At 34.7% G+C, this 25,307-nt stretch carries 20 protein-coding genes; all 20 read left to right on the forward strand.

All coding sequences use genetic code 11. From position 1 onward, the window contains the following. Positions 1-7: 7 nt before the first annotated feature. A complete protein-coding gene (locus BZZ03_RS09490) occupies positions 8-268 on the forward strand; it encodes a hypothetical protein (protein WP_086583123.1) in 261 nt (86 codons plus the stop codon). 56 nt (positions 269-324) lie between these two features. Further along, a complete protein-coding gene (locus BZZ03_RS09495) occupies positions 325-666 on the forward strand; it encodes a TrbC/VirB2 family protein (protein WP_086583124.1) in 342 nt (113 codons plus the stop codon). 118 nt (positions 667-784) lie between these two features. After that, entirely contained in the window at positions 785-2,578 is a 1,794-nt protein-coding gene (locus BZZ03_RS09500; RefSeq protein WP_086583125.1) for an MICOS complex subunit MIC60, read from the forward strand. A gap of 34 nt (positions 2,579-2,612) precedes the next feature. Then, the gene (locus BZZ03_RS09505; RefSeq protein ID WP_086583126.1) at positions 2,613-3,023 is read left to right on the forward strand and encodes a single-stranded DNA-binding protein; all 411 of its coding nucleotides are present in this window, start codon (positions 2,613-2,615) and stop codon (positions 3,021-3,023) included. Continuing rightward, positions 3,016-5,787, forward strand: coding sequence for a VirD4-like conjugal transfer protein, CD1115 family (locus tag BZZ03_RS09510; protein WP_158092877.1), 2,772 nt, complete (start codon positions 3,016-3,018; stop codon positions 5,785-5,787). The genes BZZ03_RS09505 and BZZ03_RS09510 overlap by 8 nt, the downstream gene beginning before the upstream one ends. Next, positions 5,784-8,027 carry a pLS20_p028 family conjugation system transmembrane protein gene (locus tag BZZ03_RS09515; RefSeq protein ID WP_086583128.1) on the forward strand — a complete coding sequence of 748 codons (2,244 nt, stop codon included), beginning with the start codon at positions 5,784-5,786 and terminating at the stop codon, positions 8,025-8,027. Before BZZ03_RS09510 ends, BZZ03_RS09515 begins: the two co-directional genes overlap by 4 nt. Before the next feature lie 427 nt (positions 8,028-8,454). Then, entirely contained in the window at positions 8,455-9,927 is a 1,473-nt protein-coding gene (locus tag BZZ03_RS09520; RefSeq protein WP_086583129.1) for an Eco57I restriction-modification methylase domain-containing protein, read from the forward strand. Between the two features lie 31 nt (positions 9,928-9,958). Further along, positions 9,959-12,181, forward strand: a complete 2,223-nt coding sequence (locus BZZ03_RS09525; protein WP_086583130.1) for a sensor histidine kinase — start codon at positions 9,959-9,961, stop codon at positions 12,179-12,181. 16 nt (positions 12,182-12,197) lie between these two features. Next, positions 12,198-12,809 carry a hypothetical protein gene (locus BZZ03_RS09530; protein ID WP_086583131.1) on the forward strand — a complete coding sequence of 204 codons (612 nt, stop codon included), beginning with the start codon at positions 12,198-12,200 and terminating at the stop codon, positions 12,807-12,809. A 2-nt stretch (positions 12,810-12,811) separates the two neighbouring features. Continuing rightward, on the forward strand, positions 12,812-13,447 hold the full coding sequence (locus BZZ03_RS09535; RefSeq protein ID WP_086583132.1) for an HNH endonuclease: 636 nt from the start codon (positions 12,812-12,814) through the stop codon (positions 13,445-13,447). Positions 13,448-13,629: 182 nt separating this feature from the next. Beyond that, on the forward strand, positions 13,630-14,262 hold the full coding sequence (locus BZZ03_RS09540) for a hypothetical protein (RefSeq protein WP_086583133.1): 633 nt from the start codon (positions 13,630-13,632) through the stop codon (positions 14,260-14,262). A gap of 105 nt (positions 14,263-14,367) precedes the next feature. Further along, a complete protein-coding gene (locus tag BZZ03_RS09545; protein WP_086583134.1) occupies positions 14,368-14,727 on the forward strand; it encodes a hypothetical protein in 360 nt (119 codons plus the stop codon). Next, positions 14,714-15,325, forward strand: coding sequence for a hypothetical protein (locus BZZ03_RS09550; RefSeq protein ID WP_086583135.1), 612 nt, complete (start codon positions 14,714-14,716; stop codon positions 15,323-15,325). Before BZZ03_RS09545 ends, BZZ03_RS09550 begins: the two co-directional genes overlap by 14 nt. 66 nt (positions 15,326-15,391) lie before the next feature. Then, positions 15,392-17,323, forward strand: coding sequence for a hypothetical protein (locus BZZ03_RS09555; protein WP_086583136.1), 1,932 nt, complete (start codon positions 15,392-15,394; stop codon positions 17,321-17,323). After that, positions 17,323-18,546 (forward strand): phage tail tip lysozyme, encoded by a 1,224-nt coding sequence (locus BZZ03_RS09560; protein ID WP_158092878.1) that lies wholly within the window; start codon positions 17,323-17,325, stop codon positions 18,544-18,546. The genes BZZ03_RS09555 and BZZ03_RS09560 overlap by 1 nt, the downstream gene beginning before the upstream one ends. A gap of 10 nt (positions 18,547-18,556) precedes the next feature. Further along, positions 18,557-19,420 (forward strand): hypothetical protein, encoded by an 864-nt coding sequence (locus BZZ03_RS09565; RefSeq protein ID WP_086583138.1) that lies wholly within the window; start codon positions 18,557-18,559, stop codon positions 19,418-19,420. Positions 19,421-19,438: 18 nt separating this feature from the next. Next, complete coding sequence (locus BZZ03_RS09570; RefSeq protein WP_143466338.1) at positions 19,439-20,059, forward strand: hypothetical protein; 621 nt, start codon at positions 19,439-19,441, stop codon at positions 20,057-20,059. Then, complete coding sequence (locus tag BZZ03_RS09575) at positions 20,059-23,607, forward strand: mucin-binding protein (protein WP_086583140.1); 3,549 nt, start codon at positions 20,059-20,061, stop codon at positions 23,605-23,607. The genes BZZ03_RS09570 and BZZ03_RS09575 overlap by 1 nt, the downstream gene beginning before the upstream one ends. A gap of 224 nt (positions 23,608-23,831) precedes the next feature. Continuing rightward, positions 23,832-24,677 carry a ParA family protein gene (locus BZZ03_RS09580; RefSeq protein ID WP_086583141.1) on the forward strand — a complete coding sequence of 282 codons (846 nt, stop codon included), beginning with the start codon at positions 23,832-23,834 and terminating at the stop codon, positions 24,675-24,677. After that, positions 24,668-24,976 carry a hypothetical protein gene (locus tag BZZ03_RS09585; RefSeq protein WP_086583142.1) on the forward strand — a complete coding sequence of 103 codons (309 nt, stop codon included), beginning with the start codon at positions 24,668-24,670 and terminating at the stop codon, positions 24,974-24,976. Before BZZ03_RS09580 ends, BZZ03_RS09585 begins: the two co-directional genes overlap by 10 nt. Positions 24,977-25,307: the final 331 nt, after the last annotated feature.

Here is a 25,307-nt window from a genome sequence, read left to right on the forward strand (position 1 = left end):
AGTACTAATGGCATTACCAAGCCCTAATCGAAAAAAATACAAAGCGGCGGAAATTACAGAGCTTTCTCGTCGCTTTAAAGAAGTAGCGGAAGCTTTTGATGAAGATCCAAAAGAAGTCATGGCACACTACCAAGCACGTTATATTGCTGAAAAGCAAAAACAATTTTTTGATGAAATGATTGCAGAAAAGCGTAAAAAAATGGCTGAGCGCCAACAGCAAGACAAACAAGGTTCTCATTCAAATAATGGAAGTGAAGTGGCACAATAAAGCTGAAAAAATTGAAATACGGTAAACTGAATATCAAGAATGGAGGATATTTTTTAATGACGTTATTGAAACGCAAGACATTTACACTTTGGACAACACTTAGTACACTACTTGCAGGTTTTATCTTGAATGCAAATGTTGCTCTTGCAGCAAGTGCGACAGACCCCTTTGCGAAAACACAAACAGATGCAGCAAATTTGACAACTAAAATTCAAACATGGTCTGTAATCATCATTGTCTTGGTCGTTGTTGCAACGGCAGTTGCTTATGCTTTAGGTGGTAAAGCAGTCAAGAAATGGGTACGAAGTTACTGGTGGGGCATTCTCATTGCTATTGTAATTATCTTTGGTGCTTCACAATTCATTGCCTGGTACATGAACTACTTGAATCTTAAATAAGTTGAAAAAGAATCACTGAAAAGTGGTTCTTTTTTGATTTGGAAGTGAAGTGGGGGCATGGAGCAAAAAATTGTAATGCAAGATAAAATCAAGAAAAGAGGAAAACGAAAGGAAAACTATGCAATTATTTAAAAAGAAAACTACCCTTAAAGATGACTATTTTCTAAAATTATCGCTTTCAAAAGCGAATAAGCAGAAAATACAATCATTTATGGTGAATGATGAGGAAAAAAGGTTTTTCCCACAGATTACTTTTGAAAATGTAGAGAGAATTTTTGATGAATTATCAAATCAGTTGACAGATGAAGAATCATTTTTTATTTCTAAAATAGAATTGGTTTTAAATCAGGAAGGGGTAACCTCTACAGAAGATGAACTGTTTTTGACAGATTTCGAAATCACGTGTGACTATGAAAATATTCTAAAACCCCTCTCTGAAGCCATGTTTAACTTGATGCCTTTTTCGGCAGTTCCTTTTGAAGATAAACTAAATTATCTCAAAGAGGTTTTTGAAGCCTGGCAGGAAAGTACCCAATTGGGAGAAGAGTATTTGCCATTGTTACCAGATTTTGAGTGGGATGATGAAGATTATGTAGAATTTATTGTTCCCTTTTATCAAAATCGAGACAAAGCTGAAGATCAAGTCGAAGAGTTTGAAAAGAATGAACCTATAGAAAAACCAACTTCCGAAACTCACGAATTAGAAGAAAAAGAAATCTCTGAAATTTCTATGGAGTCTTCTGAAGAGGTGCTTGAGAAAGATAAAACCTCTGAAAAATCAATACAAGAAGAGGAGGTAACAAAAAATCCACTTTCCATTATTCTGTTGGAAGAAAAAATAGACTTTAAGCCATGTTCTTTTACTTATTTTGGGATGAAAACTACTTCACCTGATGTTTTTGTTCCATTATCAATTACAGAAAAAATTGAAGCAATAAACAAAGAAGTTGACCAATTGAATCGAGAGAGTAATGCGTTACAAAAATCAATTTTTGAGAAAAAAATGGCAAAGTTTGAAGTAGAAAAGAAAAATCAACTGGCCATCCACCTAAAAAATTTAGATAAACGTGTGCAATTAAAAAATGAATTGATCCATAATGCTTCAAGGAGATTAGAAGAGACACTAGTTTTTGAAACAAAGCGTGCTAAAAATAAAGAAGAGTTAGATTTACTTGAAGAAAAAAAAGCATACGAACAACGTGTGGCAACCATCCAGCATGAAAGTTCATTTGCTTTAGAAGAAAAAATTAAACAAGTGAAAAATGAATCTAAAAACCAAGTACACAATGAAATTTCAAATTTACTTGCTGATGAAACAGCAAAGCTAAAAGAGTTTTTGGATGAGTCATTGTTAGATTTACAGATTGAAAAGAAGAAAGAGGCAGAAAGAGTACAACAAGAGCTGCATCGCTTGTCTGAATCTCAACAAAAAACAATTGAAACTTATTACAAGCAGAGTTTAGCGTTACCACTAAATGTTGAACTTCATACTCTGGTGAAACCAAAAGAAGTTATTAAAAATGTAGGACAAGCTCAGGAGTTTGGCACATTTCGGGACTTTAATTATCCAGAAATAGAAAAAAACAAACAAGAAAGCGTAATTGATGATACTCCTTCTGTCTCAAAAGAGAGTGAGCAAGAGGCCACTCAGGAACGCTTGGAAGAACTTACACAAGTTTTTACGCACGATAATACACAAGAAAATATCCATAAAGATGATGAACCACAGATTCAAGAAAAACTTGATGAAATGTACGAGCAATCAGCAACTAAAGAATCAATTTTCTCCACATTACGCCTTCGATATAAGCAAAATCCAATTTTAACAGCAATGACTTGCATTGCGATACTTGCTATTTGCTTATTGAGTTTCTCAGGTGGTTGGGTGCTGTTTAGCAATTTAGCAAAATAAAAATAATCAATAAAAAGAAAATGAGGAAAATACGATGAATAATTATATTGCAACTGGTCGTGTCGCAAATGAGCCTGTATTCGGAAAGACACAGAATCAAAAGCCTAAACTGACCTTCACATTTATTGCAAAAAGTCGAATCAAAGAAGGAGACGAGTATTTGACCTTTGCTGTTCCAGTGATTATATATGGCAAACCTGCGGAAACACTTTATGATACGTTGTCTAAAGGAAGTCCTTTGACGTTATCTGGAGATTTAGGCACACGAATCTATGCGGATGAAAATGGTGAAAAGAGATATTATACCTTCCTTCAAGTAGATAAATATGATTATGGTGAAAGTCTTGAAATGGCACTTTCAAGAAAAAATCGTAATCAAAAAGCAGAAGACCAAACACAGGATTATCCTCCTGTTGGTCGGGATATGGATGAACTCAATGATTAATCCTAAGGAATTAAAAAACAATTCAATACTTGATCGAATTCAAGCGATATTTTATTTAGGAGTAATGACGCCTCTCTTTATTCTTTTTTGGAGTGTTTATAGTCGGCTTACTTCAGATAAACGTTTTAAGAAGGAAATCAGACCTCTCTTTCAAATTCGTAACCGTGCCATGTTACCTATTTTGTCTTTCGGAAGTATTGTTATGGCTGGGCTTGTTACCAACTGGCTTGTAACATTTATACGTTATATCATCGGATTTGTGACAAGTTCAGCTACAAGCGGGATGCCAACATTGGATTGGCAAATGGTCAGTCTGACAAATACTCTTGACTTTACCTTGATTTTTCAATCCCCTCTTTTGGTTGTTCCTCTTTTGATGACTTTCAGTTTTATCTTTCACAGGCAAGCTAAAAAATATTACGATGTGCATCGTGATTATAATGGTCAGGAGCAGGGAGACGATCGGCTTATTACAGAACGTGAATTGAAGAAAACCTATACGAAAATACCTAACCGTGGAAAACGCTTTGCGGGCTATGGGGGTGTTCCTATTGCTCATGAGTTGAAACCAGGCTTTGATTTAAGTAAATTTGCGCTTAAAAGTAAAATGATTTGTCATTTTCCACGGGTTGACTTTGAAAACAAAACAAAGGAGAATGCGGACGAATTTGTTAATGACAATGATAAATGGCATATTAAAAAACTTGCAAAGATAGGAAAAAGAATTTCACAGTGTGAGCAAGTTTTACGCCTTGTGAAAAATCCTAGCGGGTTCTATTACATTGACCAATCAACGGTTAATACTTTATTGACGGGGATGACACGTTCAGGAAAAGGAGAGACGTTTGTCAATGTCATGGTAGATATTTTATCTAGAGCGCAACTTCAAGCTTCAATGGTTATCGGAGATCCTAAAGGTGAACTCTTTCAAATGTCTTCAGGAACGCTCAGAAAACGAGGCTATAATGTACAGGTACTTAACTATCAAAATGTGGACTTTTCTATGAGTAATAATCCTTTACAGCTGGCAAAAGCTTATGCTCAAAAAGGTTACTACGAAAAAGTACAAACAGAAGTTGATGTGGTCGCAGAATCACTTTATAGACAAGCTAAAGCAGAAGCAGGGGGAAATGCGAAGTTTTGGGAAGATTCATCAATGTTTCTCTTTTCAGCTTTATTTATGGCAATGATTTGGCGGGCGAAAATGACTAAAGAATGGGAAACTGTCACTGTTCCCAATATGATGAGCCTTTTGAATCAACTAGGGTCAGAATTTGTCTGGGTGGATAGTGAAGGAGCAATTTATGAGAGTCAATTAGAAGATGGTAGCTTAGAGAAGAAGAGTAAGATTACGGTTTATTTTGATGATTTAAGACGAACAAATAAATTGAAACCGTCACCATTTTTAACAATGGCAGATAATTCTTTTAGGCAGTCTAACTTTGCAGGCGAAGAAACAAAAGGTTCTATATTCTCAAGTATGTTGCAAGGCTTGAAACTGTTTGCGAATGATTCCATTGCGAGAATGACAAGTGAAAATAATTTGGATATTACAACACTTGGCTTTCCACGTCAACTCTCTGTCAAACTAAGAAAAAGTACGAATTTAGAAGAAGATAATCCGTATGCCAATCAAATAGCACACCTCTCAATATTAGATAAAAAGGGTAAAGCGATTATCAATCAGAAAAAAGTCATTGTGGATGTGGCAGGATACTTGAATTTTGCCATTGAGCCAACACTTCCGAATGACTTTGTGATTCAAATTAAATTAGAAAAATTTGATGAAAAAGTAACCATTAACGTCAAGAAGCAGTTCAAAAAGATAAAATCTATTGAAATTGATCGACGAAGCGCGGAGGTATTAGCACGTACAAAAGCAGGAACGGTTAAGAAAAGAAAAGCTCAGACAACTGAAGGGATTACTATTGATGAAAAAGATGTAGAAATCAAATATTCAGAACAACCAACGGCAGTTTTTCTGGTAATGCCACCTAACAAAAAAGCATTTGGTGCAATGGTAAGTCTCTTTGTGGATCAAGTTTTTAATGCAAATTATGATATGGGATTAGATAATGATAGGAAACTATATACTCGTATCCACTTCTTATTGGATGAATTTGGGAATTTACCTATGATTCCTGCACTTGATACAAAATTGTCTATTGGTGCTGGGTTTGGACTTCTTTTTGACCTAGTTGTTCAAAATTTAGAACAAATTGGTGCTGTATATGGTGAAAAGGTAGCAGAAACAATTCTATCGAACTGTTCTATCAATGAATATATCAAATCCGTGTCTACACAAACCATGAAAAAATTTGAAGAACTATCAGGAGAAAAAACGGTGATGGCACGTAAAAAATCTGTTTCAGGAGAAAAAGGAGATCATGTCTCTGTTTCATATGATTCCATCAAACAACCTGTCGTTACGAAGAATCAGCTTCAGAAATTGCAATCAGGCGAAGCATTCATCTCTATTGGGGTAAAAGCAGAGACAAAAGCAGGTCAAAAGACATCAAACTATCCAATTTTAGTTACAGGGAAATTTGAGTTTCCTTCACGGTATATGTTTTTGTTTGAAGAATTTGATCAGAAAAAAACACTGGCAGATATCCCTATCAAGACCAAGCATCGCAATTTAAAATTATCAAGTATTGCCATTGACTGGTCAGAACAAGTGGAGCAATTGAAGACATATGAACAACAATTAATGGCGGGAAATAATCCGAATCCTCAAATTTTATCAAGAAAGGTAGTCGCATGATTTCAATAAAAAAAAGATTAGTAAAATTCAAGAAAGTATTAACACCACAAAGAGTAATGATGATGGCTTTTCTATTTTTGTTGATCCTTCCTTTAGTAGTTAGTGCAGACAATACACAAAATTGGGCAATACCCCAAGGATCTGCGGGACTTGGTAATGGTGGAAATGCTATTTCCAATCAACCTGAAGCAACGGCTTTTTATCAACACTTTTCTGTCTATTTACAACCATTTTGGGGAATTGTTGCAAAGCCAATCGCTATTTTGGGTGGATTTATTATTAAAGGATTAGCACATTTAGCGGATATTTTACAACAAGTCTTCTATGCTTCTATCAAATTTATGACAATTCTTAATGATTTGGGGAATCAAAATACAACTATTGGTAAGCTTTATTCGCTCATGCAAAAGTTGGGTATTATTGTCTTTGGACTAAGCATCGTGATTTACGCTGTTTTTGTTATTTTCAATGGGAAAAGCAAGATTTTTAAAAATATTTTGCAAACTATCTTTTTAACAACCTTAGTGTTTAGTTTTATCCCTTGGGCAGTAGGACAAACTTTAAACATCACGGAAGATGCGGTGACAGAAACAGCTACAGCCTCTGGTGAAAAATCTATTGCTCTTTCTTTAATTCAAAACAATGTTGTTGATAAGTATGCCTTTGATGCATTAAATTGGCAAGTCCCTCTACAGTCAGATGGTACTGTTGCAAAACCTGCAGATTACAACGTTATAAAATCTATTGATGGATGGGATCCTTCTGAACTGGCAGGGATAGTAACAGATAAAACATTGATGAGCATGGGGGATAAAAATAATGGAGGCGCAACGAATGCAACAGTTATTTTTGAGCATAAATTAATTGATCAAACTATGTCAGATGGCAAAAAATTACAGGGAAAGCAAACAGTTGCGGGGATTGATAAAGGTACCCTTGATTTACAAGCTTGGTTTGGTGACAATTATTTACGATATAAAGTGAATTGGCTGGCTTTAATTATCTCATTGGCAGCGATCTGCCTGCTCTTTTTAACTATGACTATTAAAGTTGGACTTTCAGTCACACAAATTACGATTACTACTATATCTGGCCCAGTGTTAGCTGCGATAAAGGCAAGCCATACGAAGAAAGTAAAAGAATTGATTGCCAATATCTTCCATGGAGTTTTAGGGATATACTTTGATTTCTTGATTGTAGCTATTGCAGTTGGAATAATCTACTGGATAACTTCCACTACAGTTTTCTTTGATGCAGGTTTACCAGCTTTAGTTGTAGCAATTCTTAAAGCAGTGCTCTATGCTGTTGTCTTCTTTGGTGTATTTGCAGGGATAGGTGCTGTGGAAAGCTTCTTAGGCGTTTCTTCAGGACATGGTAATGCTTTGAAACAAGTTATGGCAGGAGCAATGGTTGCACGTGCAGCATTCTCTGGTGGACAATTTATGGGAGGGATGCTTGCGCCAGTAGGAATAGGAGCAGCCAAAGCTGGCTGGACATCCACTAAGAATACACCTGGAGAAATAAGAGGAATGGCAAGTTGGATGCGTGGATTAACTATGATGCCTGGAACTTCGGGGAAAAATGATAAAACATCAAATGAAACCCTAGGACAAGCAAGTGGTATTCCTCCAAAAGAGAATACAGCTCAAAATGCAACAGGTGGTCAAAGTGAGAGCCAGCGACAAAAAGAAGCTCAGGAAGCTCTTAAAAAAGAACAACAGATGGCAGGTCAACAAAAAGAAGCACAACAACCTACACACGATGATACACACAAAAATACACAAAATGAGGAGCAAAAACCTCAACAAGCCCAACCTTTTGAGCCAACTGGAAATGCTAACAGTAATCCTATTCAACCTGAAAAATCACGTCGAGAAAAGGCTCGAGAAAAAATGCAACAAAATAAAGCAGGGCAGAAGTCAGGTTCAAACACAAATTATAATGATTCTACTCAGGCTCAAGACGATTTGACACAAGAAGCACCTAAGCCATCAAGTCAGACTGGTGGACAGGAGTCACTTGAAGATACCCCAGCCTCTCCAAGTCGTCTTGATCATCTTGAAAATCGCATGAATCAAGCTGATGAACAAAAACAAAAAGGAGATAAACTACAAGCAAAGCAGGCTCGTAAGCAAAAACAATCTACCCGTCTTCAAAAAGCTTCTCAGAATCTCAGTCAAGCGGGGCAAACTATGCAACAATTTGAACCACATATTAACTCAATTGAAAGTGAAGAATAAAAATTTCATGAAACTTGTCAAATTTGACAAGTTTTTTATTTATAAAATATGCTACAATTTATTTATGGATGAAAAATTGAAAGCAAATACGCATGTGGATGTTGATTATTTTACGAAAGTACTAAAACTCTCTGATTATTAAAAAGATGAATTTCTTGTGGAGCTATATCATTTGATTAAACCAAATCTTTAAGCTTGACTATTTTGGTAAATAATTGGTAACCCTTATGAAGCTGAGTAGTAAAATGTTGACGGCTATATCTTTAAAGAGATTCTAGGGGATTATACAGACAAGGCACGGACTGTAACTTCTGGCTAACTAGGTCGCATTGTCTAAAATATGGTATAATTACAGCCAAAAGCTTATAAAGTGATTTTTTGGATTGTCCTTAAATCCACAAGTGTAAAAAAATAGGAATTAATATTTATGGAAAAACAATATCAGTTTTTAAAAAAAAATGGGATATTTTATACAGGAGAAAAATTAGCCTTTCAAATGGTAAATCTCCTCGAAATTGATTATAAAAAAAATTTTTCTTTAATTGAGCCAGCTGTTGGAGAAGGACACATTTTGTCAGTTGTTGTTGAAGAATTTTTTAAGAATAATATAAGTAAAACATCTGAGGAAAAGAAGAAGTTCTTGGAAAATAATATAGTAGGATTTGATATACGATATGACGCATTAGAAGTTTGTCGAAAAAAATTAGATATGGTCTCTAAGAAGTATATATCTGAAAAAATTCAATGGAATTTAAAAAATTATAATGCTTTGAATAGTGAAGAAATAGAAAGTTTAGGCGAGTATGATTATTTAATAAGTAATCCCCCGTATGTATCACGTCATAACATGAATGAACAAACAATCAAGGCATTGAAGAATCAGAGTATTTTTTGTACTAAATACAATTTTGATTTGTATTACTATTTCATTGAAATCGGTTTAAAATTATGGAACAAAGTTGGAAAGATGGTTTATATTACTCCAAATAGCTATACTAAAGCTAGAAGTGCTGAAGTGATGCTAAAACATATAATTGATAATTATTATATAGAAAGAATAATAGACTTTAAAGATGAGATGTTATTCGAAGACGCAACCACTTATAGTGCCATAACAGTGTTTTCAAAAAATAATAATGAATTAACTGTTGAAGATAGTTTAGGTAATAAGACGATAAAAGTTTCATATAATGATTTACTTAATAAGCACTCATATAGAATATATAATCATGAGTTTCTGTCCCCTACTTTAGAGAATTATACAAACCTCGGAGATATTGCAGAAATAAAAAATGGCTTAGCTACATTACAGGATAAGGTTTTTATAATAAATCAAGATGAAGTTATTGAAAATTCGAAAAAATATTTAATTTTTGAAAAAAATAGAAAAAAGCATAAGGTGGAAAAGATACTTTTAAAAAAAGTAATAAGAGTATCTAGGCCAAAAGAAGAGAAATATGTAATTTTTCCTTATATGGGAACTGGGATAACAAATGGCAAGGTTTTTAAACAATATATGGAATTTAAAGAAAAATTTCCCGAGGCATATAAATATTTAAGCAGTGAACTTAGCCCAAAATACCAAAAGAAATATGGCATCTACTTTGGTAGAACTCAAGGGTTCAATGGTTATGAAAAGGAAAAAATAATCATCCCAAAAGTAGCATATTTAAAAAAAGAGGCATTTAAAGTAGTTGAGGAGGGTTTTCTGTTATCTGGATTATCTATAGTTTTAAAAAGTAAGTTTAAAAATATAGACTTAAAAAAGATTTGCTCATATCTGAATTCGGAAATTGTAAGTAACTATTTAGAAACTTCCTCAAAGGACTATAGTGCAGGTTATAAAAGTATTAGTTCTACTGAACTAAAGTTAATTAAAATACCAAATGATTTGATATAAATGAAGTAAATTTTTTAGGAGATACAAATATATGGATGCTGAACAATTGCATTATATCACTGAGGATAAGATACTAGCGGAGCTTTTGGGTAAACAAAATTTTTCAAATAAAGAAGCTGCTATACTAGAGTTAGTAAAAAATGCATATGATGCAGGCTCAACTAAGGTTACTTTAGAATTTAAAAACTCAGTAGCTGGTTTAATCTTAATCATTACAGATAACGGTGAGGGGCTAGATACTGAGAGTATAAGAAATTCATGGATGCATGTTGGAAAAAGTACGAGAGGATACTTTGACAATAAAACAAAACGGGTTTATGCTGGATCTAAGGGGGTTGGGAGATTTGCTCTTTCTCGCTTGGGAGAAGACGTAGAGATGTACAGTAAAAAAGAGGGGAGCGTTGGTGTAACTTGGCAGACTGATTGGGAGAAAGCATTTTTGAGATTAAACCACTCACTTACTACTAAAGGTACTCAGTTTATCATCAAAGGGTTGAGAGATCGGTGGACTAGTCGATCTATTGAGCCATTGAAAAATTATTTATCAATAATCTATAATGATGATAGAATGGTTGTGGAGATTAAGTATGGTAATACTATATCAGAAAAAGTCCCACGTCTATGGCAAGAACCCAAGATTGGGATTAACTATGTAAGTGAAATCACTTTATCTTATGCTTCAGATACCAATTGCTTAACGGGTGTAATAACTTCCGATGAATTTAAAGATAGTGTCAGCAAAATTAGTAGCAAGGAGTCAATTTTTAGCAATAAAATTAATAAAAATATGTTTGACGTATTACGAAAAGATATTAAGCTTCTTATTGAAAGTGATGAAGATCATGAGGATGATGTTCTTGATGAAACAGATTTTGATAATGAGGCTAAAGAACTATTGACGAAATTAGGAGATTTTACAGCAGTCTTTTATTTCGGAATGGCTCCTACCACTCAGAAAAATAGTGATTATTTTGAATATAAGCGTAGTAGATTGGAAAATCCTTACAATAGTGGCATAGTTTTATATAGGAATGCTTTTAGTATTGATTCTTTTGAAGGTACTAAAGATTGGTTAGGGTTAAATGATAGGGCTGTATCTTCCCCAGCAGCAGCAACTCACCGTACTGGTAGTTGGAGAGTGAGGCCTAGAAATTTATCTGGATATGTAGAAATTGATAAAAACAAAAATAAATATATTGAAGATCTTTCAAATAGACAAGGGATAGTACAAAATATTTATTTTAGTTTACTGAAATTAATAATAATAGAGGGTATAAAATCATTTGAAACTTTTAGACAATCAATTATTCGAGAAATCAATGATTATAAAATAAAAGAACTTAAATCCAAAAAAACTGTACCAAGTGAAAAACAAGAAGTAAGGAATATTTTTAATAATCTTCGTAATAATCCAGAAGCTATTAAGAGTTTGACTGAAGGTGAAATAAGTAAAGTTATCAATGAATATGAAAGAAAAGAACAAGAAAGTACTGAAAGAGAACAAGAGAAGAAAGAGCTTGAGGAGAAATTCCGCTATGAGTCACAGCTTTTAAATGTTTTAGCGACCTCTCAGTTGAAAATAAGTTCAGTTGGACATGAGGTGAAAAATGATAGAAATATTATATTTCAAACCCCCTCTGATTTGGAGGAGGCAATAAGAACTGAGCTAGATTGGGATGAATTAATCAGTCAGGATGTTCCATTTTATAGAAATATTCCAGAATTATTTAATAGTTTAAAAGATAATACTAATAAAATTTTAAATCTAGCAGATGCTATTTTGGAAGAAACAGAAAAAGATAAGTTCAAAAAAGAATTATATACCATGGATGAGATTGCTCATAAGATTATAGATAAATGGGAGTATCAGTATAAGTGGGTAAATATATATATAGATACTGATAGATCAGCAGAGTGCTATATTTCTTCTGATTATTTGATGGTAATTTTTGATAATTTAATATTAAATAGTATACAGCAAAATAAGCAGAAGCAAAATTTAAAAATTTCGATTAAAATTTTACTAACAGACCGATTCGAATTTACATATGAAGATGATGGGAAGGGACTGGATAAAAAATATCAATCCAATCCAATGAGTATATTAGAAGTTCATGAAAGTTCAAGGCCTAATGGACATGGATTAGGTATGTGGATTTTAAATAATACGCTTGATAAATTAGATGGTGAAATTTTAGAAATCAAGGGAGAGGGAGGATTCTATATTTCAGGCTACTTCATGTGCGAAGTTTAGATTTTAGGATAAATATATGAAAAATACAATTTCAATAGTATACATTGATGATAAGAGAGATAATATCTTATCAAGATATATTGCTACGTTTTCAGATGGTGAATTTGAATTTATTTCTACGGAGATCCACTTTACTGATAAATATACTAATTTTGAATTATTATTAGAAGAGGAAGCGCTGAAAACTTCTGATATAGTCATTATAGACTCAAAATTATTTGAAGATGGTGATGTCACAGAAAAATTTTCAGGAGAAGAATTTAAACTTATATATACTACTGCACATCCTTACTCAAAAATATTTGTAATAACCCAAAATGAAGGTTTAGAGAAATTTGGAACCATAAAAAAATACGACACACGTTTGTCCGACTCAAAGACATCAACTGAATATTATGATGAAGTTTTAGGTGAGAAAATTAAAATAGCTAGTGACGAAATCTTACAGAAACGGCGCATATTAGAACAATTAAAGGGAAATTCGGAATTCTATAAGGATTCACTAGTAGTGGATAAGATTGATGAATTGATGGAAGGGAGTTCTAGTTATAAGGATTTAACCGATGATAAAATTGATGAGCTAATTTTATTGATAGAAGATACGATTAAACCGAAGCTAGAGAAATAGGAATGGATTATCGTTTAACGAGTTATGACAGCTTTAATTTTATGTCTTTATATAATTCTAAGATACATATATCAAACTTGATTGACAGGCGCGTACGTGTTACGACTAAAAGAGGGGAACACTACGGAAAAATATGTGTAAAAAATAAAGGATATTATAAATTATTTGTGAATGCTTATAATTCAAAATGTGCCTATTGTGGAATTAATACTGATATAATTCCAACAACTTTATTTGAAATAGATCACTTTATTAATAAAACACAAATGATTTTACCTACTGGTAATTCTGTTAACAATGTTGAAAATTTAGTTTTTTCGTGTAGAGGTTGTAACCAAGCAAAACATGATTATGATACTTCGGAAGTGTACGATTTGCTCCATCCAGATCACGAGTCGGTAACAAGCATTTTTGTGAGGGGGGCTACATATGGCATATCTGTAAGTGAAGAATATCAGAGCAATCCGGTAATAGTCAACTTTTATAAAAAGTTACATTTAGATAGTAGTTTTCGAAAGTTAGATTATTTACTTATGAATTTGAAAGCGATGTCTAGATTAGAGGCTGCCGATGATTTGAACCACCTAATATTGCGTTTATATGCTGATTTATTAGAAATGAGAAATAGAGTAATATAAATGAGAAGGTTAAATTGTATTATCTTGTAAGTTTCTCTGAGTGCTAACAAATTATGACAAATAGTTAATAGTTCTTACAATATCGAGGATTAAAATATGGAAATAAAGTTGTATATGTATTAAGAAGAATGGAGTTTTTTTAGAGTCTCCTCAGAATTTGATGTTTTAAGAAAGAAATAATAATGACCATTTTAATATCCCTGATTACGTTGGCAATTGCAATAATTACTTTGTTGGTGTCTCTTATTCAAATTTTTATGCGTGAAAGAATTTTAATGAAAGAAGAGTATATTCCTTCAATTTATAGACTTGAAGAGATACTTAAGAGCAAAAATACTGACGAAGATATGGCACAGGATGATTTTGCCGCACCTAATCTGTTAGTACGCTATTACGCTTGGAATGCAAATGAATTTACGAGACAAATTGGCCTGGTTCAGAATGTAGGAAAGCAAAGAAGAGAAGAAATCAGAACAAACTATTCTCCGCTCGCAGAACCACTCGTAGATATTGCGATGCAAAGCGAATGGAATAGGCAACTAGGTGAGGTAATTCTGAGCTTGAAAAAAATAAAATCTATGTACCCATTTTATGTGAATATCAAGTCGAAAGAGTTTGTTTCTGAAATTGATTTACTGATTGATACTCTGGAAATTTCACAGCGTTCTGATTTTCAAAAAGACAAAATAAAAGAGAACATAATAAAATTGAAAGAGAAAAAGCTATTGGGCGAAAAAATTCATGAAATGAATTATAAAACTTTTATATATTCTCCGCACCTAGCATATATGAAAATCTATTTTAAGAAAAGATAAGAAATGAAGTCAATTGATGACTTCTTTTTTTTTGCTCTTTTTTGGAAGTGAAGTGGGGGCATGGAGCAAAAATTTTGAATCCAGGATAAAATCAAGGAAAGAAAAATGAAAGTAGGTAATTCAATGAATCAAGGGAGTGACAATTATGGTGTGCCACGGGATATTTTTGCAAAGTTCAAGATGGGAATCTTTTATGGTGTGGACTTTGGAGTTATGGCTATAGGTGGAGGATTTGATTGGTGGCTTAATCGTTTCTTTCCTATCAGTCAATGGCTGAATATGCTTATTTTTGATGTTATCACCGCAATCATTGTTATTTTTCTTATCATACACACCAATGGAGGAAAACGTAATTATACAATTTTACTGTTGTTCTTAAGAACTAAGACAGGTCGGATCAAACGACAATTCAAGCCCCTGAAGAAAGCTCAAGGAAAGGAAATAGAGACAGATGCCAATTTCTAAATTATCACAAAAAGAGGATCAGGCTGTTCAAAAAGAAAAAAAGGAAAATCTGACCAGTTTTTTAGAACAAACATTTTACAAGCGATTGAATAAGACCAAAGAAGCTGAATTGGTTTTAGTGGATGACACGGTGCTTCAGATTTTTCGTATCGAAGGTACAGGAGCATCTAGTGTTAGTTACGAAGAGCAACGCATGATTTTATCATATTTTTATACTTTTTTATCTAAAACAAATGAACACTTTACCATTGAAACAACAAAACTTCCTGTTTCTACAGCTTCTCAAGTGACTCACTTACGCCAGAAGCTTCAAGTTCTTGCCACTTCAAAACCAACAAGTGAACGTGGGAACTTACAGTTGGAAATAAAAAGGAATATGATTCGAGCGAAAATTGATAAACAAAAGGAGCTGGAAGATCGCTTAAGTAATATTGAATATTTGTTATTCCTTTATGCAGAGACTTCACGAGACTTACATAAAAAGAGTGAGCAACTTGTTGGTTTAGCACGCTCCTATCGTTTTAATCTTTCTATGCTCACACCTAAGGAAAAAGAGCTGGTACTTTTCCAACTTAATAACTTGAATACAAAATTATGAATGGGGTTAATATAATCGACTTATTAGCCAATGATAACACAAGAAAATGAATACTAAGGAGAGCGAATGGTAAATTTAAAAAAATACGAGAAAAAAGGCTATGACATTGACTTTTTAATGCGTGTTCAGCCTCAAGGAGGATCTAAATATTTCTCAAACTATATTCAGTATGGGGATGGATGTGTAACTTATTTGCGCATTTACGATTATCCCAGAGAGGGTTTGGGGAGAATGTGGTTGAAAGAACTGCTCCAACAAGATCATGTAGTTTCTTTTTTAGCTGTAGAATCCTTGGATAGTAAAAAAGTTGAAGAAAAAGCCGCAAAATCAATCAATGAAAAAGAAAGTCGGATTGATATTAATGCAAAAACAACAGATAACAATCGTGAAGCTCAAGAAGTTGGCGATTTGTTAGATTTGATTGATGATATGACTCGAAAGCACGAAAAAATGAAAGGTATTTCAATTCGTTTAGGTGTTTATGATTTAACAGAAGAAAAGTTGTTGACACGAGTTAAGAAAATCCGAGATGAAGCCAGTCAATTCAAAAGTACAGTGATGCTAGATGAGTTATACTTCGAACAAGAAGCACTTTTTACAAGTCCTGAGTCTCACTATGAATTATTGAATGCTCCGATTCATCGTCCCATTAAAAGCCGAGATTTAGCAGGAGGTTATTTCTTGGATCATACAAAATTGGAAGATAAAACAGGCAGCTATTTTGGAAAAACGAAAACTGATGGTGTTGTTCAATTAGATTGGCTCTTGAGAAATAAATTTCGTACACGTCCTTTTATGTTGATTTCGGGGACACCTAATATGGGGCAAGGAACATTCTCCATTGCCTTGATTGATGATAACTTTGCTCAAAATCACTTTATTAGAAACATTAATCTGGATCAATCTCCTTTTTTGAACAATTATACAGAAAATAATTTAGGTATCTTAATAGATATGGCAGGTAGTCGAAATAAAATCAATATTTTTCAAGTCTTTCAAGGCGCAACCAATGAAAGAGGAGAAACAGATGAAGTAAAATCGTTTAGTCTTCACATTGCAAAGTTGAAAAACATGTTTGAAGTACTAAAACCTGATGCAACTGCAGATGATTGTGATATTTTTGAAGATTTAGCCACTGCTTTTTATTGTCAATATCCTTCTGAAAATAACCCTTTGTGGTATCGTAATCCTCTACTTCACTTGAATGAATTAAAAGCAACAAAAGTACCTGCAAGCGAATATCCAACGCTTAAGGATTTTGTGGGGTATGTTGAAGGGCAACTCGTTTTAGCCAAAACTACTGAAATGGAACGTTCTTACCGTCGCATTCTTTCTACTTTTGTAAAACTATTGAATACAAAACCTGATGTTTTTGAAGGAACAACGAATTTTACAGATTTATCTGAAGAACACTTGGTAACCTTTGATTTATCTGGGTTGATTGGAACACCAGATTATCTCAATGTCCAGCTTTTTTCAGTTATGGCACTGATTTCTTATGACGTTATTCGTAATGGAAAGATGCAGAGGGAGCGTTTAAAAAATAATCCTCGTCTATCAGAATCTGAGGTGGAACATTATATTGTTAATATCACAGATATTGGTAAGATGCTTAATCCCCGTACGCCATCATCAAGTGAACTTACGCTTCAGATGATTGATGCTTTGTCTCAAAACTATGCGGGGATTATTGTCCAAGCAGGAAGCTTTCAAACAATTTTGAACTCTGGAGGATCTGGTTTCAAGGCAGAGCGTTACCAAGCGGCTATGAAAGCTATTTTTGGAATGATGAATTATCGTGTCTTTGGTCAAACATCAAGTGCAGATAAACAATTATTGGCAGATATTTTACAAGAAGAGATCAGTCCCTATGAATTAGATGCCATTACTACTTTAGAGCAAGGTCAGCTTTATTTGAATATCGCAGGTAGACAAAGCATTATTTTTTCACAAGATTATGAAACGTCAGATCTAGCAGAATACGGAGGATGGCACTGATGAAGAAATGGTTAGCTGGTCTTGCGATTCTTTTTCTGTTAATTGGTGGTTCTTTTGGTGGACTTCTAATGATGACGGCCTCTTTAGGAGCAGGAGAGGCTGCTGCTTCAGCACAGAGTTGTAGTGATGTTCAAAATGAAAGTGCTAAACCTTCAGATGATAAAAATACCACGAATAATAATGCCAAAGCTATTTTTGAACATTTGACTAAAAGTATTGGTTTTTCGGGAGCAGGAGGTGCTGGAGCAGTTGCGGTTGCCGAGAGAGAGTCTGGATTTGATCCACAAGCTGTCAATCCTGGCGGAGGCGTTGCAGGTTGGTTTCAATGGTCGGGCTGGGGCAACACTATCAATGGGAGCAGAATTAGCTCAGAAGGATCAATTAAATCAGGTGATTTGTCTACTTTAACGTCAGCCAATCAGTTTAAGTTGTTGGATTATGAGTTAAAAGGTTCTAAAAATTCAACAAGAATTATTGTTGGTAAAGCAACTGATCCGCAAAAAGCTGCTCTTGACTGGTCTGTGCTCTATGAGGGTGTTTCGCTTGCGGACGGACAAACGAAGGAAGCTGAAATTAAAGCCAATGCACTTAAGTGGTACACAACATTTGATGGAAAAAATATTCCATCAAGTATTAAAGATGCAATCAATGACGGTGCAGATAATAACACGGACGATACTTATCAAGAAGCGAATAGTGGTTGTGATGCAGGATCTGGAACAGGAGAACAAGTTAAGGGTGATATTCCTATGGGGACGTATTATAAGCAACTGAGTCCTGAGGTAAAAAAAGCCATTGGTAAGCGAGCTAATTTTTCTTCTTATCCAGATGATGAAGTCAATGCTCCATATGGACATCAATGCGTATGGTATGTCACATTTTGTACTAAAGAAATGGGTTGGGGAGTGACAGGAATGGGAAATGGAGGAGTTTGGGGACATAATACTCCTGGTTTGACAGTTGAAGTGGGAAAACCCAAACCTCATAGTGCTGTCAATTTTATGGCAGGGCAAGATCCCTACCGTGGGAATTCAGATCCAGGTCACGTCGCTTTCGTCGAATATGTGAATCCAGATGGATCTTTGATTATATCAGAGTGTAATGTTGTGGCAGGACAAAACGGTTTTGATCGTGCAACAGCAACTCAAACAGAAGAAACTTATGGCACAATTTCTGCAAAAGAAGCCAAAACATTGACTTACGTCTATCCAACAGGAAAATAGAAGGATTAATATGCGAGAACTATTAAAAGAATTAAAAAAAGAAATTCAAGTATTTCAAGAAGTGGTGTTGCTTGCAAAACTTGAATTCAAACAAATGATGAAAAACAGACACTTCTGGCAAGTTCAACTCCTAAATATTTTGAAAATCATGATGACTTTGAGCTTTTGGATAAGTGGGCTATTTGCCTTTAGAAGTTTTGTGGCTTTATTCTTCGTTCAAAAAGCATGGCCAAGTTTACACAATGTAGAAGGTCGAGAACAAGTATTATCGGGTATTTCTAGTGTTATTTTCTTAATTATTGCCTTTCTAATCACTTATTATGCATACAAGGGGATGGAGGAATCGGATTTTAGGTATGGTTGGCGTTTTGTAAAGCGTGCCTTTATTATTTGGAGTTTCTGGCTTATTTTGATGGGCTTAAGAAATGAAAGTGTAGAAGGTACTGTTCGAGATATATCACAATCTTTTCAAATAACTACGATCACTTTCTTACTTGGTTTTTCTTTCTTTGTAGTTCGTCAAATCGTACGATTTGTAGTATTCAGAAAGATTGATCAACCCGATGTTTTTGAAAAGTGGATTCCTATGTTTCGTTGGTATGAGGTGGAAAAAAGAACCAGACAAGATGCCTGTAATGCTTTAGGTGAAGGGAAAGAGTTTCAGACAGGTTTTAAAAGTTCGAAGTTCAAAACGATCCGATTCAAGTTAAAGTATTCAAAAATCGAGATGAAACGGACAACTTATCAAGAAGGACGAGCGACTTATTTGTCTAAAGTGGATATTCCTACGAAAAAACCAGAACCGCTGGATTTCTCAGATTATCCTTTAATTTTAGAAGATAAATTTATATTAGATACTACACACAAGAAATAAGTAAAAATGAAGGTGAAAATGGTCAAACAAATGGAGATTAAACAAAAAAGTATTATTTTAGGAACAGGGTTTCTATGTGGGCTTATCGTTGCTTTGCTCATTGCTTTTATATTCCCTATTGGGAGAAATGTAGGATTAAAACAAGGACAAAGTGTGGCTCATGTTGTATCAGAAAGTAAGGATGAAATATCGAGCTTGAAGTCACAACTGCAGGAAGCTGAAGAGGCTCTTAAAAATGCAAAAACGGGAAAAGATAATCAGAATGTAGCAGATTTAGAAACTTTAGCTGACTCTCTTTTTAAGGTTTACTACAACTATGATCAAAGCAAAATTACCAATAGTGACCGCCACAAAGAAGTTTCAGACTGGGTAACACCAGATGTAGCACAAAAACTTTTCCCTTTGTCTGCGGACAAAATGACTTCAGATTATGGAACAATTCAAAGTCAATTAAATAATTTACAGGTCTATGCTCAACCACAGACGGGGACAACTCTTACAGCATTCATAGATTGTGACTATACTGCAAGTGCTGGAGATTTAAAATCGAATGTACCCCATTATATTTTTCAAGTGACCTATGATACAAGTGCAAAGAAAATTACAGCTGTGACAGAGCTTGGAAAGGTAGGGAAATAATGTCATACCAATATATACAACGTTACAAAAAAATACTGAATGGTGTATTAATTTGTGGTGCAGTAATTATGAGTATGACTACTGTAAATGCTCTCGCGGACGAAACAGAGCCCTTACAAAATTTTACCCAACAAATGGACAGTATGGATCATACTGAAGCTTCAAATTTTCTAAGAAGTTATGGGTTAAGAAATGGAACGGTCGCAGGGAGTAAAGTGAGCGTTTCACGAACTTCAAGTGGATTTACGGTTCAAAATCCAAAAGAAAATGTAGAAAGTTTTACTGCAAATTGGATCACGGATACCTCAAAAATTAAGTTGACTGTTTCAAACGCTTTTTATGTGAATACCCCTATCGAATTTTCTTTCAAAATAAAACAACCTTTGGCTAAAGGAGAAGAACTTCTTATTCCTTTAAACATTACAGGAACAATATTTAACACTTCAAGTAGTTATACGTATGAAGGAAATATTACTCAAAACAACGGCACGAACTACACCTCTCAAGATGGGAGCTTCAGCTACAACTATGCCAATAAAACTGGAAATTTAAAGGTGAAGGCATTAGATGATCGAGGGTTGACAGACTATTCTGGTTTAACACTGTTTCTCAATAATAACTGGATACCTGTTCCTTTGAGAGAAAATCCTATGCCCCTTAAAGGCGGTGTCGCAGGAAATTATGGTGCTAAAGGTTCAGGCGCTACCGTTAAAGTAAAAGTTGGCGGTAAAGAAACAAGTGAAACGTTAACGAATACTGCAGATATAGATTTCACTACAACTTTACAAGCCTACAATAATGACATTTTTGGCAAAGGTGCAGAGTACACCACACAGAAAACAGCTTCCTCGTCCACAAATTTCTTGGCCAACTTTCCTTTAATTAATCAACTTAAAAAAGGAAAAACAAAAAACTTACTCGATGAAAGCATGAACCATTATGAAGTAAAGGTCGTCTCGAATGCGAAGTTTAAAAATGAAGCGGATATTTTTAAAGGGCTCTCCATTGAAACTTATATCCCTATTGGTTCAAGTTCAAGTGGTGCACCAATTACAGCAATTGCACAAAATGCAACAGTCGATAAATTCCCAGAATTTAAAAGTGTCATAAAAAATGCTTCTTATGATAAAGAAAAACAAATCTTTTCTTTCGATTTATCCAATAAGAAAACAGATTGGCAAGCACTTGGTGCAGGTTTACTCAAAAATGAAGCCTACGGTTCATCTAACGGCAAAGAAAGAGCCTCTTGGATTACAGATTACTTAAAGGCTATGGCCAATAGAAATGTAGATCAAAATACGACTTTTAGCTCCTATTATCCTGTCAATTCTGTCTCATTCGTTCCTGTGAACAATAACTTCTCTTTAAAAGTGGATGTTACAGTGACGAATTCTTTGAGCAAAGCGAAAACCACCAATCATATCATCGTTGACCCTGTAAAAGCAGGAAATGGGGATACGACAAAGGCTGCCGTTCAACTTCAGCTCATGGATTCAGAAGGCAATCCGATTGGAGAACTTCAAACACCTTCTTATTACGGAAGTGGCGATGCTTATACCGTGACCCCACCTGTGATTAAAGGCTATCGACTGCTCAATGTCAATCCCAAATCACTTATCGATAAGCTCGGTATTACAAATGTTGTGGATCAACAAGGAAAATTTGACAGTAGTAATATAGGGAACATTTATAATGTGGTTTATGAGTACGTGAAAGAAGTCCCCCTCACCTACTCTGTTATTGATGATACAACTGGAGAAACTTTAGAGGAACATCAAGACCTTGCGACTGGTGCACTCAACCAAGAAGCCAATATCAAGGAGAACCAGGACAAACTTAAAGCACTTCAAGAAAGCTATAAGAGTAAAGGTTATCTTTTAGAAAATATTGAGAATGGTAATCTTCCTGTTCCAACGGATGAGAAGGGCTATAATGTCACGCTTCATCTTTCTCACGACTCACATAAAGCTGTTATTGATGGGAAATCAAAGACGATTACTCAAACCGTTCACTACCAGGGCGCAGAAAATGAAACACCTGAAGATAATGTTCAAACTCTGACCTTCACTTCAAAAATCACACAAACTATTGATAGTGTCACTCAAGCTGTCCTCTCAGAAGAAGCGCCTGTTTGGTCTGAACAACAAACAACAGCTAAAGTGACGACTCCTCAAATCAAAGACTATGAAGCAGACCAAGCAGTGGTCGAGGGTTCATCGTTCACACATAGCAGCAGCGACAAAAAGGTAACTGTAACATATAAAAGTACCTTAGCCCCTCTTACTTATACCATCGTTGACGATACGACAGGTAAGACTTTAGAAAAGGAAGTTGATTTTGCGATGGGTACTGTTGGAGAAGAAGTGAATACTTCAGGTAATCAAGAAAAGCTGAAGCAATTAATAAAATCTTACACGGATAAAGGTTATCTGTTAGGCAATTCTGAGAATGCAGACCTTCCGACACCAAAAGACAACACAGGTTATACCATTACGCTTCATTTTACTCACGCTACCTACGAGCAAGTGGTGGATGGCGAAACTAAAAAGGTGACACAAACTGTTCATTACCAGGGCGCAGGGAACGAAACACCTCAAGATGATGTTCAAGTACTGACCTTCACCTCTAAAATCACGCAAACCATTGATAATGTGCCCCATCGTGTTTTGGCTGAAGCAAAACCTGTTTGGCCAGAACAACAATCTACACGTGCCGTTGAGAGTCCAACTTTGAAAGATTACGCTGCAGATAAAGAAAGTGTTCCTTCTATGAACTATAACTATGACAGTGACGATGTTGTACTTGAAGTGAACTATTCTAGCACGATAGCCCCTATTACTTACTCTGTTATTGACGATACTGCAGAAAAAACCTTAGAAGATAAAAAAGATTTTATCTTGAGTCATGTACTTGAGCCAATCAATACTTCAGATAACCAAGATAAACTCAAAAGCATTGTAAAATCCTATACAGATAAGGGGTATGTCTTAGGGAACATTGAAAACGAAGAGCTACCTGTACCAGAGGAGACAAAGGGATATGATGTCATTCTTCATCTCACACATGGTACAAGCGAAAAAGTCATGGATGGCGAGTCAAAAACTGTGACTCAAAAAATACAGTACAAAGGTGCAGGTGCTAAAACTCCTGAAGAGGATATTCAAAAGTTTGTCTTTACCTCAACACTTACTCAGACCATAGATGATGTGACAGGAGATGTAGTTTCTACTTCAGGGCCAACTTGGTCGGACAATCAACACTCAAAAGCTGTTAAAACTCCTGAGATTGACGGTTATTCTTCAGATATGGCCACTGTAAAATCTTACGACTACGATCATGAAGCTAAAGATAAAACAATTACTGTGTCTTACAAAGAAGTTCCACCAGTGGTCAAAGAAGTCAAGAAAGCTGTTAAAAACATTCTCCCTCAAACTGGTACTGAAGCTGAGATGGGGCTTGTGTTAACAGGTGCTGCATTAGTACTTATTGCAGGCGCACTCTATGTTAAAGCAAAATTGAGAAACGAGAGTAGAAAGCATAAAGACTGAAGAATTTGAAGAGAAGAATAAAATCTGATAGTCCTAAATTCCTTCTTTGAAGTAGGCATATTACAGGATGGTTGCGAACTAACAAAGTTGATATATATGGATTTGAGGCACTTTTGCCTCTTTTCTTTTGGTATAATAGTTATATAAAGTTACACACGAAAGTATGTAAGTTATTGCGCAAAAACTTGTGTATTTTCCATCAATTATTTGAAGGAGAAATTCACATGGAAGAAGAAAAATTCCCAATTGTTTTAACTGCTGCACTTCCTGCAGGAGGCACAGGTAAAACACCATTTATTCGGGTTTATGGCGAATGGAAAGCTAAACAAGGTTATAAAGTAGCTTTGATTGATTTGGATCATCAGTGCTCTTTGACAGAACTTTACGATGTTTATGAAACGAAGAATACTTCATTAAATCTCTTTAAAGGTGGGGAGGTTAATTTTATTCCAGTTGAAGAAAATATCTGGCTGTTACCTGCTCACCCTAATTTACAGTATGAACCTGCTCGTCTTCGAGCAGAAGGAACTCAAAATATTTACTTTTTGCTTGAAGATTGGTTGTATGAGCATGAAGCATTAATCAAAACATTTGATTATTTACTTATTGATACGCATCCTGATACAGATACGCTGACAAAGAATGCTTTGGCAGTTTCTACTGCTCAAGTTGGTGTAGTCATGCCTACAGAAAAATCAACTAATGCGATTCCAAAAGCTGAACAGGCACTTTTAGACTTAAAAGCAGATACTTATGATAAACGCCATAAGGAAGATCGAGTAACTTGTGAATTGCTTTTAATGGGGACAGATATTGAAAAAATTGGAAAGCATTATACAAAGTTGTCAAGGCAATTGCTTTCTCTTATTTCGGACGACAATCGATTTGTGGGTTATATCCCTCATAAGGAATTATTTGCACAGGCTTTTTCGGATAAAAAGCACTCCATTTGGACACAACTTGAAAAAGAAAGTGTTATGAGAGAAAAATCTAATCAGACTTTTAAGTATCAATTGGAAGAAGTGATGTATGGTATGGATAAGAAAGTTGAGGAATTGATATGGCATTAGGAGATAAACGTCGAGCAGAAGCTATCCGAGCAACTCGACAGGAGGCTGGCACACAAGAAACGATTAAACGAACAGTAATTACTTATGCGTCTCAAAGGAAGCAGAAAGCACGTCCTCAAAAAAAACGCTATAATTTTTCTTTACGGACTAATGAACGTAAGGCATTAGCTGATTTAACAGATTTACTTGGTGATAAGAGTGATTCGGAAGTTCTAGGCAAATTGATAATGCGTGCCTATAAAGCTGCAAGTGATCCAGAATTTAATTCACAACAAACAGATATCTTTGATTTTTTATGAAAGGTAGAGTAATAGGATTATTGTCTTGAGATATTATATAGAAAAAAACCGACTGTGGAAAACAGTCGGTTTTTTTGTGTATTTGGTATTGCTAAAAAACAACAATTGCTTAACCATGGGCTTTGTCGTATTGTTGAATTTGAACAATACAAATGAAACAGTTCAAATGGAACAAACTAAATAGGAATGTTCCAAAGTAGCATATACGAAATACTCTATTAACGAAACACTTTATTTACTAAATATGAAAAAAAGAATAAATAAAAAAATTTTTAGATGAATTTATTGAAAAAGTATAATCGCACTTTTTATTTTGAAACAAAAATCTATT

The sequence above is a fragment of the Lactococcus petauri genome, assembly GCF_002154895.1.
Lineage (GTDB): Bacteria > Bacillota > Bacilli > Lactobacillales > Streptococcaceae > Lactococcus > Lactococcus petauri.

Bases quoted from the DNA above. Each gene is read 5' to 3' on its own strand.
- BZZ03_RS09585 (WP_086583142.1), top strand. From the start codon at position 24,668: ATGGCATTAGGAGATAAACGTCGAGCAGAAGCTATCCGAGCAACTCGA.
- BZZ03_RS09580 (WP_086583141.1), top strand. From the start codon at position 23,832: ATGGAAGAAGAAAAATTCCCAATTGTTTTAACTGCTGCACTTCCTGCA.
- BZZ03_RS09495 (WP_086583124.1), top strand. From the start codon at position 325: ATGACGTTATTGAAACGCAAGACATTTACACTTTGGACAACACTTAGT.
- BZZ03_RS09575 (WP_086583140.1), top strand. From the start codon at position 20,059: ATGTCATACCAATATATACAACGTTACAAAAAAATACTGAATGGTGTA.
- BZZ03_RS09535 (WP_086583132.1), top strand. From the start codon at position 12,812: ATGGATTATCGTTTAACGAGTTATGACAGCTTTAATTTTATGTCTTTA.
- BZZ03_RS09525 (WP_086583130.1), top strand. From the start codon at position 9,959: ATGGATGCTGAACAATTGCATTATATCACTGAGGATAAGATACTAGCG.
- BZZ03_RS09565 (WP_086583138.1), top strand. From the start codon at position 18,557: ATGCGAGAACTATTAAAAGAATTAAAAAAAGAAATTCAAGTATTTCAA.
- BZZ03_RS09545 (WP_086583134.1), top strand. From the start codon at position 14,368: ATGAAAGTAGGTAATTCAATGAATCAAGGGAGTGACAATTATGGTGTG.
- BZZ03_RS09515 (WP_086583128.1), top strand. From the start codon at position 5,784: ATGATTTCAATAAAAAAAAGATTAGTAAAATTCAAGAAAGTATTAACA.
- BZZ03_RS09570 (WP_143466338.1), top strand. From the start codon at position 19,439: ATGGTCAAACAAATGGAGATTAAACAAAAAAGTATTATTTTAGGAACA.
- BZZ03_RS09490 (WP_086583123.1), top strand. From the start codon at position 8: ATGGCATTACCAAGCCCTAATCGAAAAAAATACAAAGCGGCGGAAATT.
- BZZ03_RS09505 (WP_086583126.1), top strand. From the start codon at position 2,613: ATGAATAATTATATTGCAACTGGTCGTGTCGCAAATGAGCCTGTATTC.
- BZZ03_RS09560 (WP_158092878.1), top strand. From the start codon at position 17,323: ATGAAGAAATGGTTAGCTGGTCTTGCGATTCTTTTTCTGTTAATTGGT.
- BZZ03_RS09530 (WP_086583131.1), top strand. From the start codon at position 12,198: ATGAAAAATACAATTTCAATAGTATACATTGATGATAAGAGAGATAAT.
- BZZ03_RS09500 (WP_086583125.1), top strand. From the start codon at position 785: ATGCAATTATTTAAAAAGAAAACTACCCTTAAAGATGACTATTTTCTA.
- BZZ03_RS09550 (WP_086583135.1), top strand. From the start codon at position 14,714: ATGCCAATTTCTAAATTATCACAAAAAGAGGATCAGGCTGTTCAAAAA.
- BZZ03_RS09520 (WP_086583129.1), top strand. From the start codon at position 8,455: ATGGAAAAACAATATCAGTTTTTAAAAAAAAATGGGATATTTTATACA.
- BZZ03_RS09510 (WP_158092877.1), top strand. From the start codon at position 3,016: ATGATTAATCCTAAGGAATTAAAAAACAATTCAATACTTGATCGAATT.
- BZZ03_RS09540 (WP_086583133.1), top strand. From the start codon at position 13,630: ATGACCATTTTAATATCCCTGATTACGTTGGCAATTGCAATAATTACT.
- BZZ03_RS09555 (WP_086583136.1), top strand. From the start codon at position 15,392: ATGGTAAATTTAAAAAAATACGAGAAAAAAGGCTATGACATTGACTTT.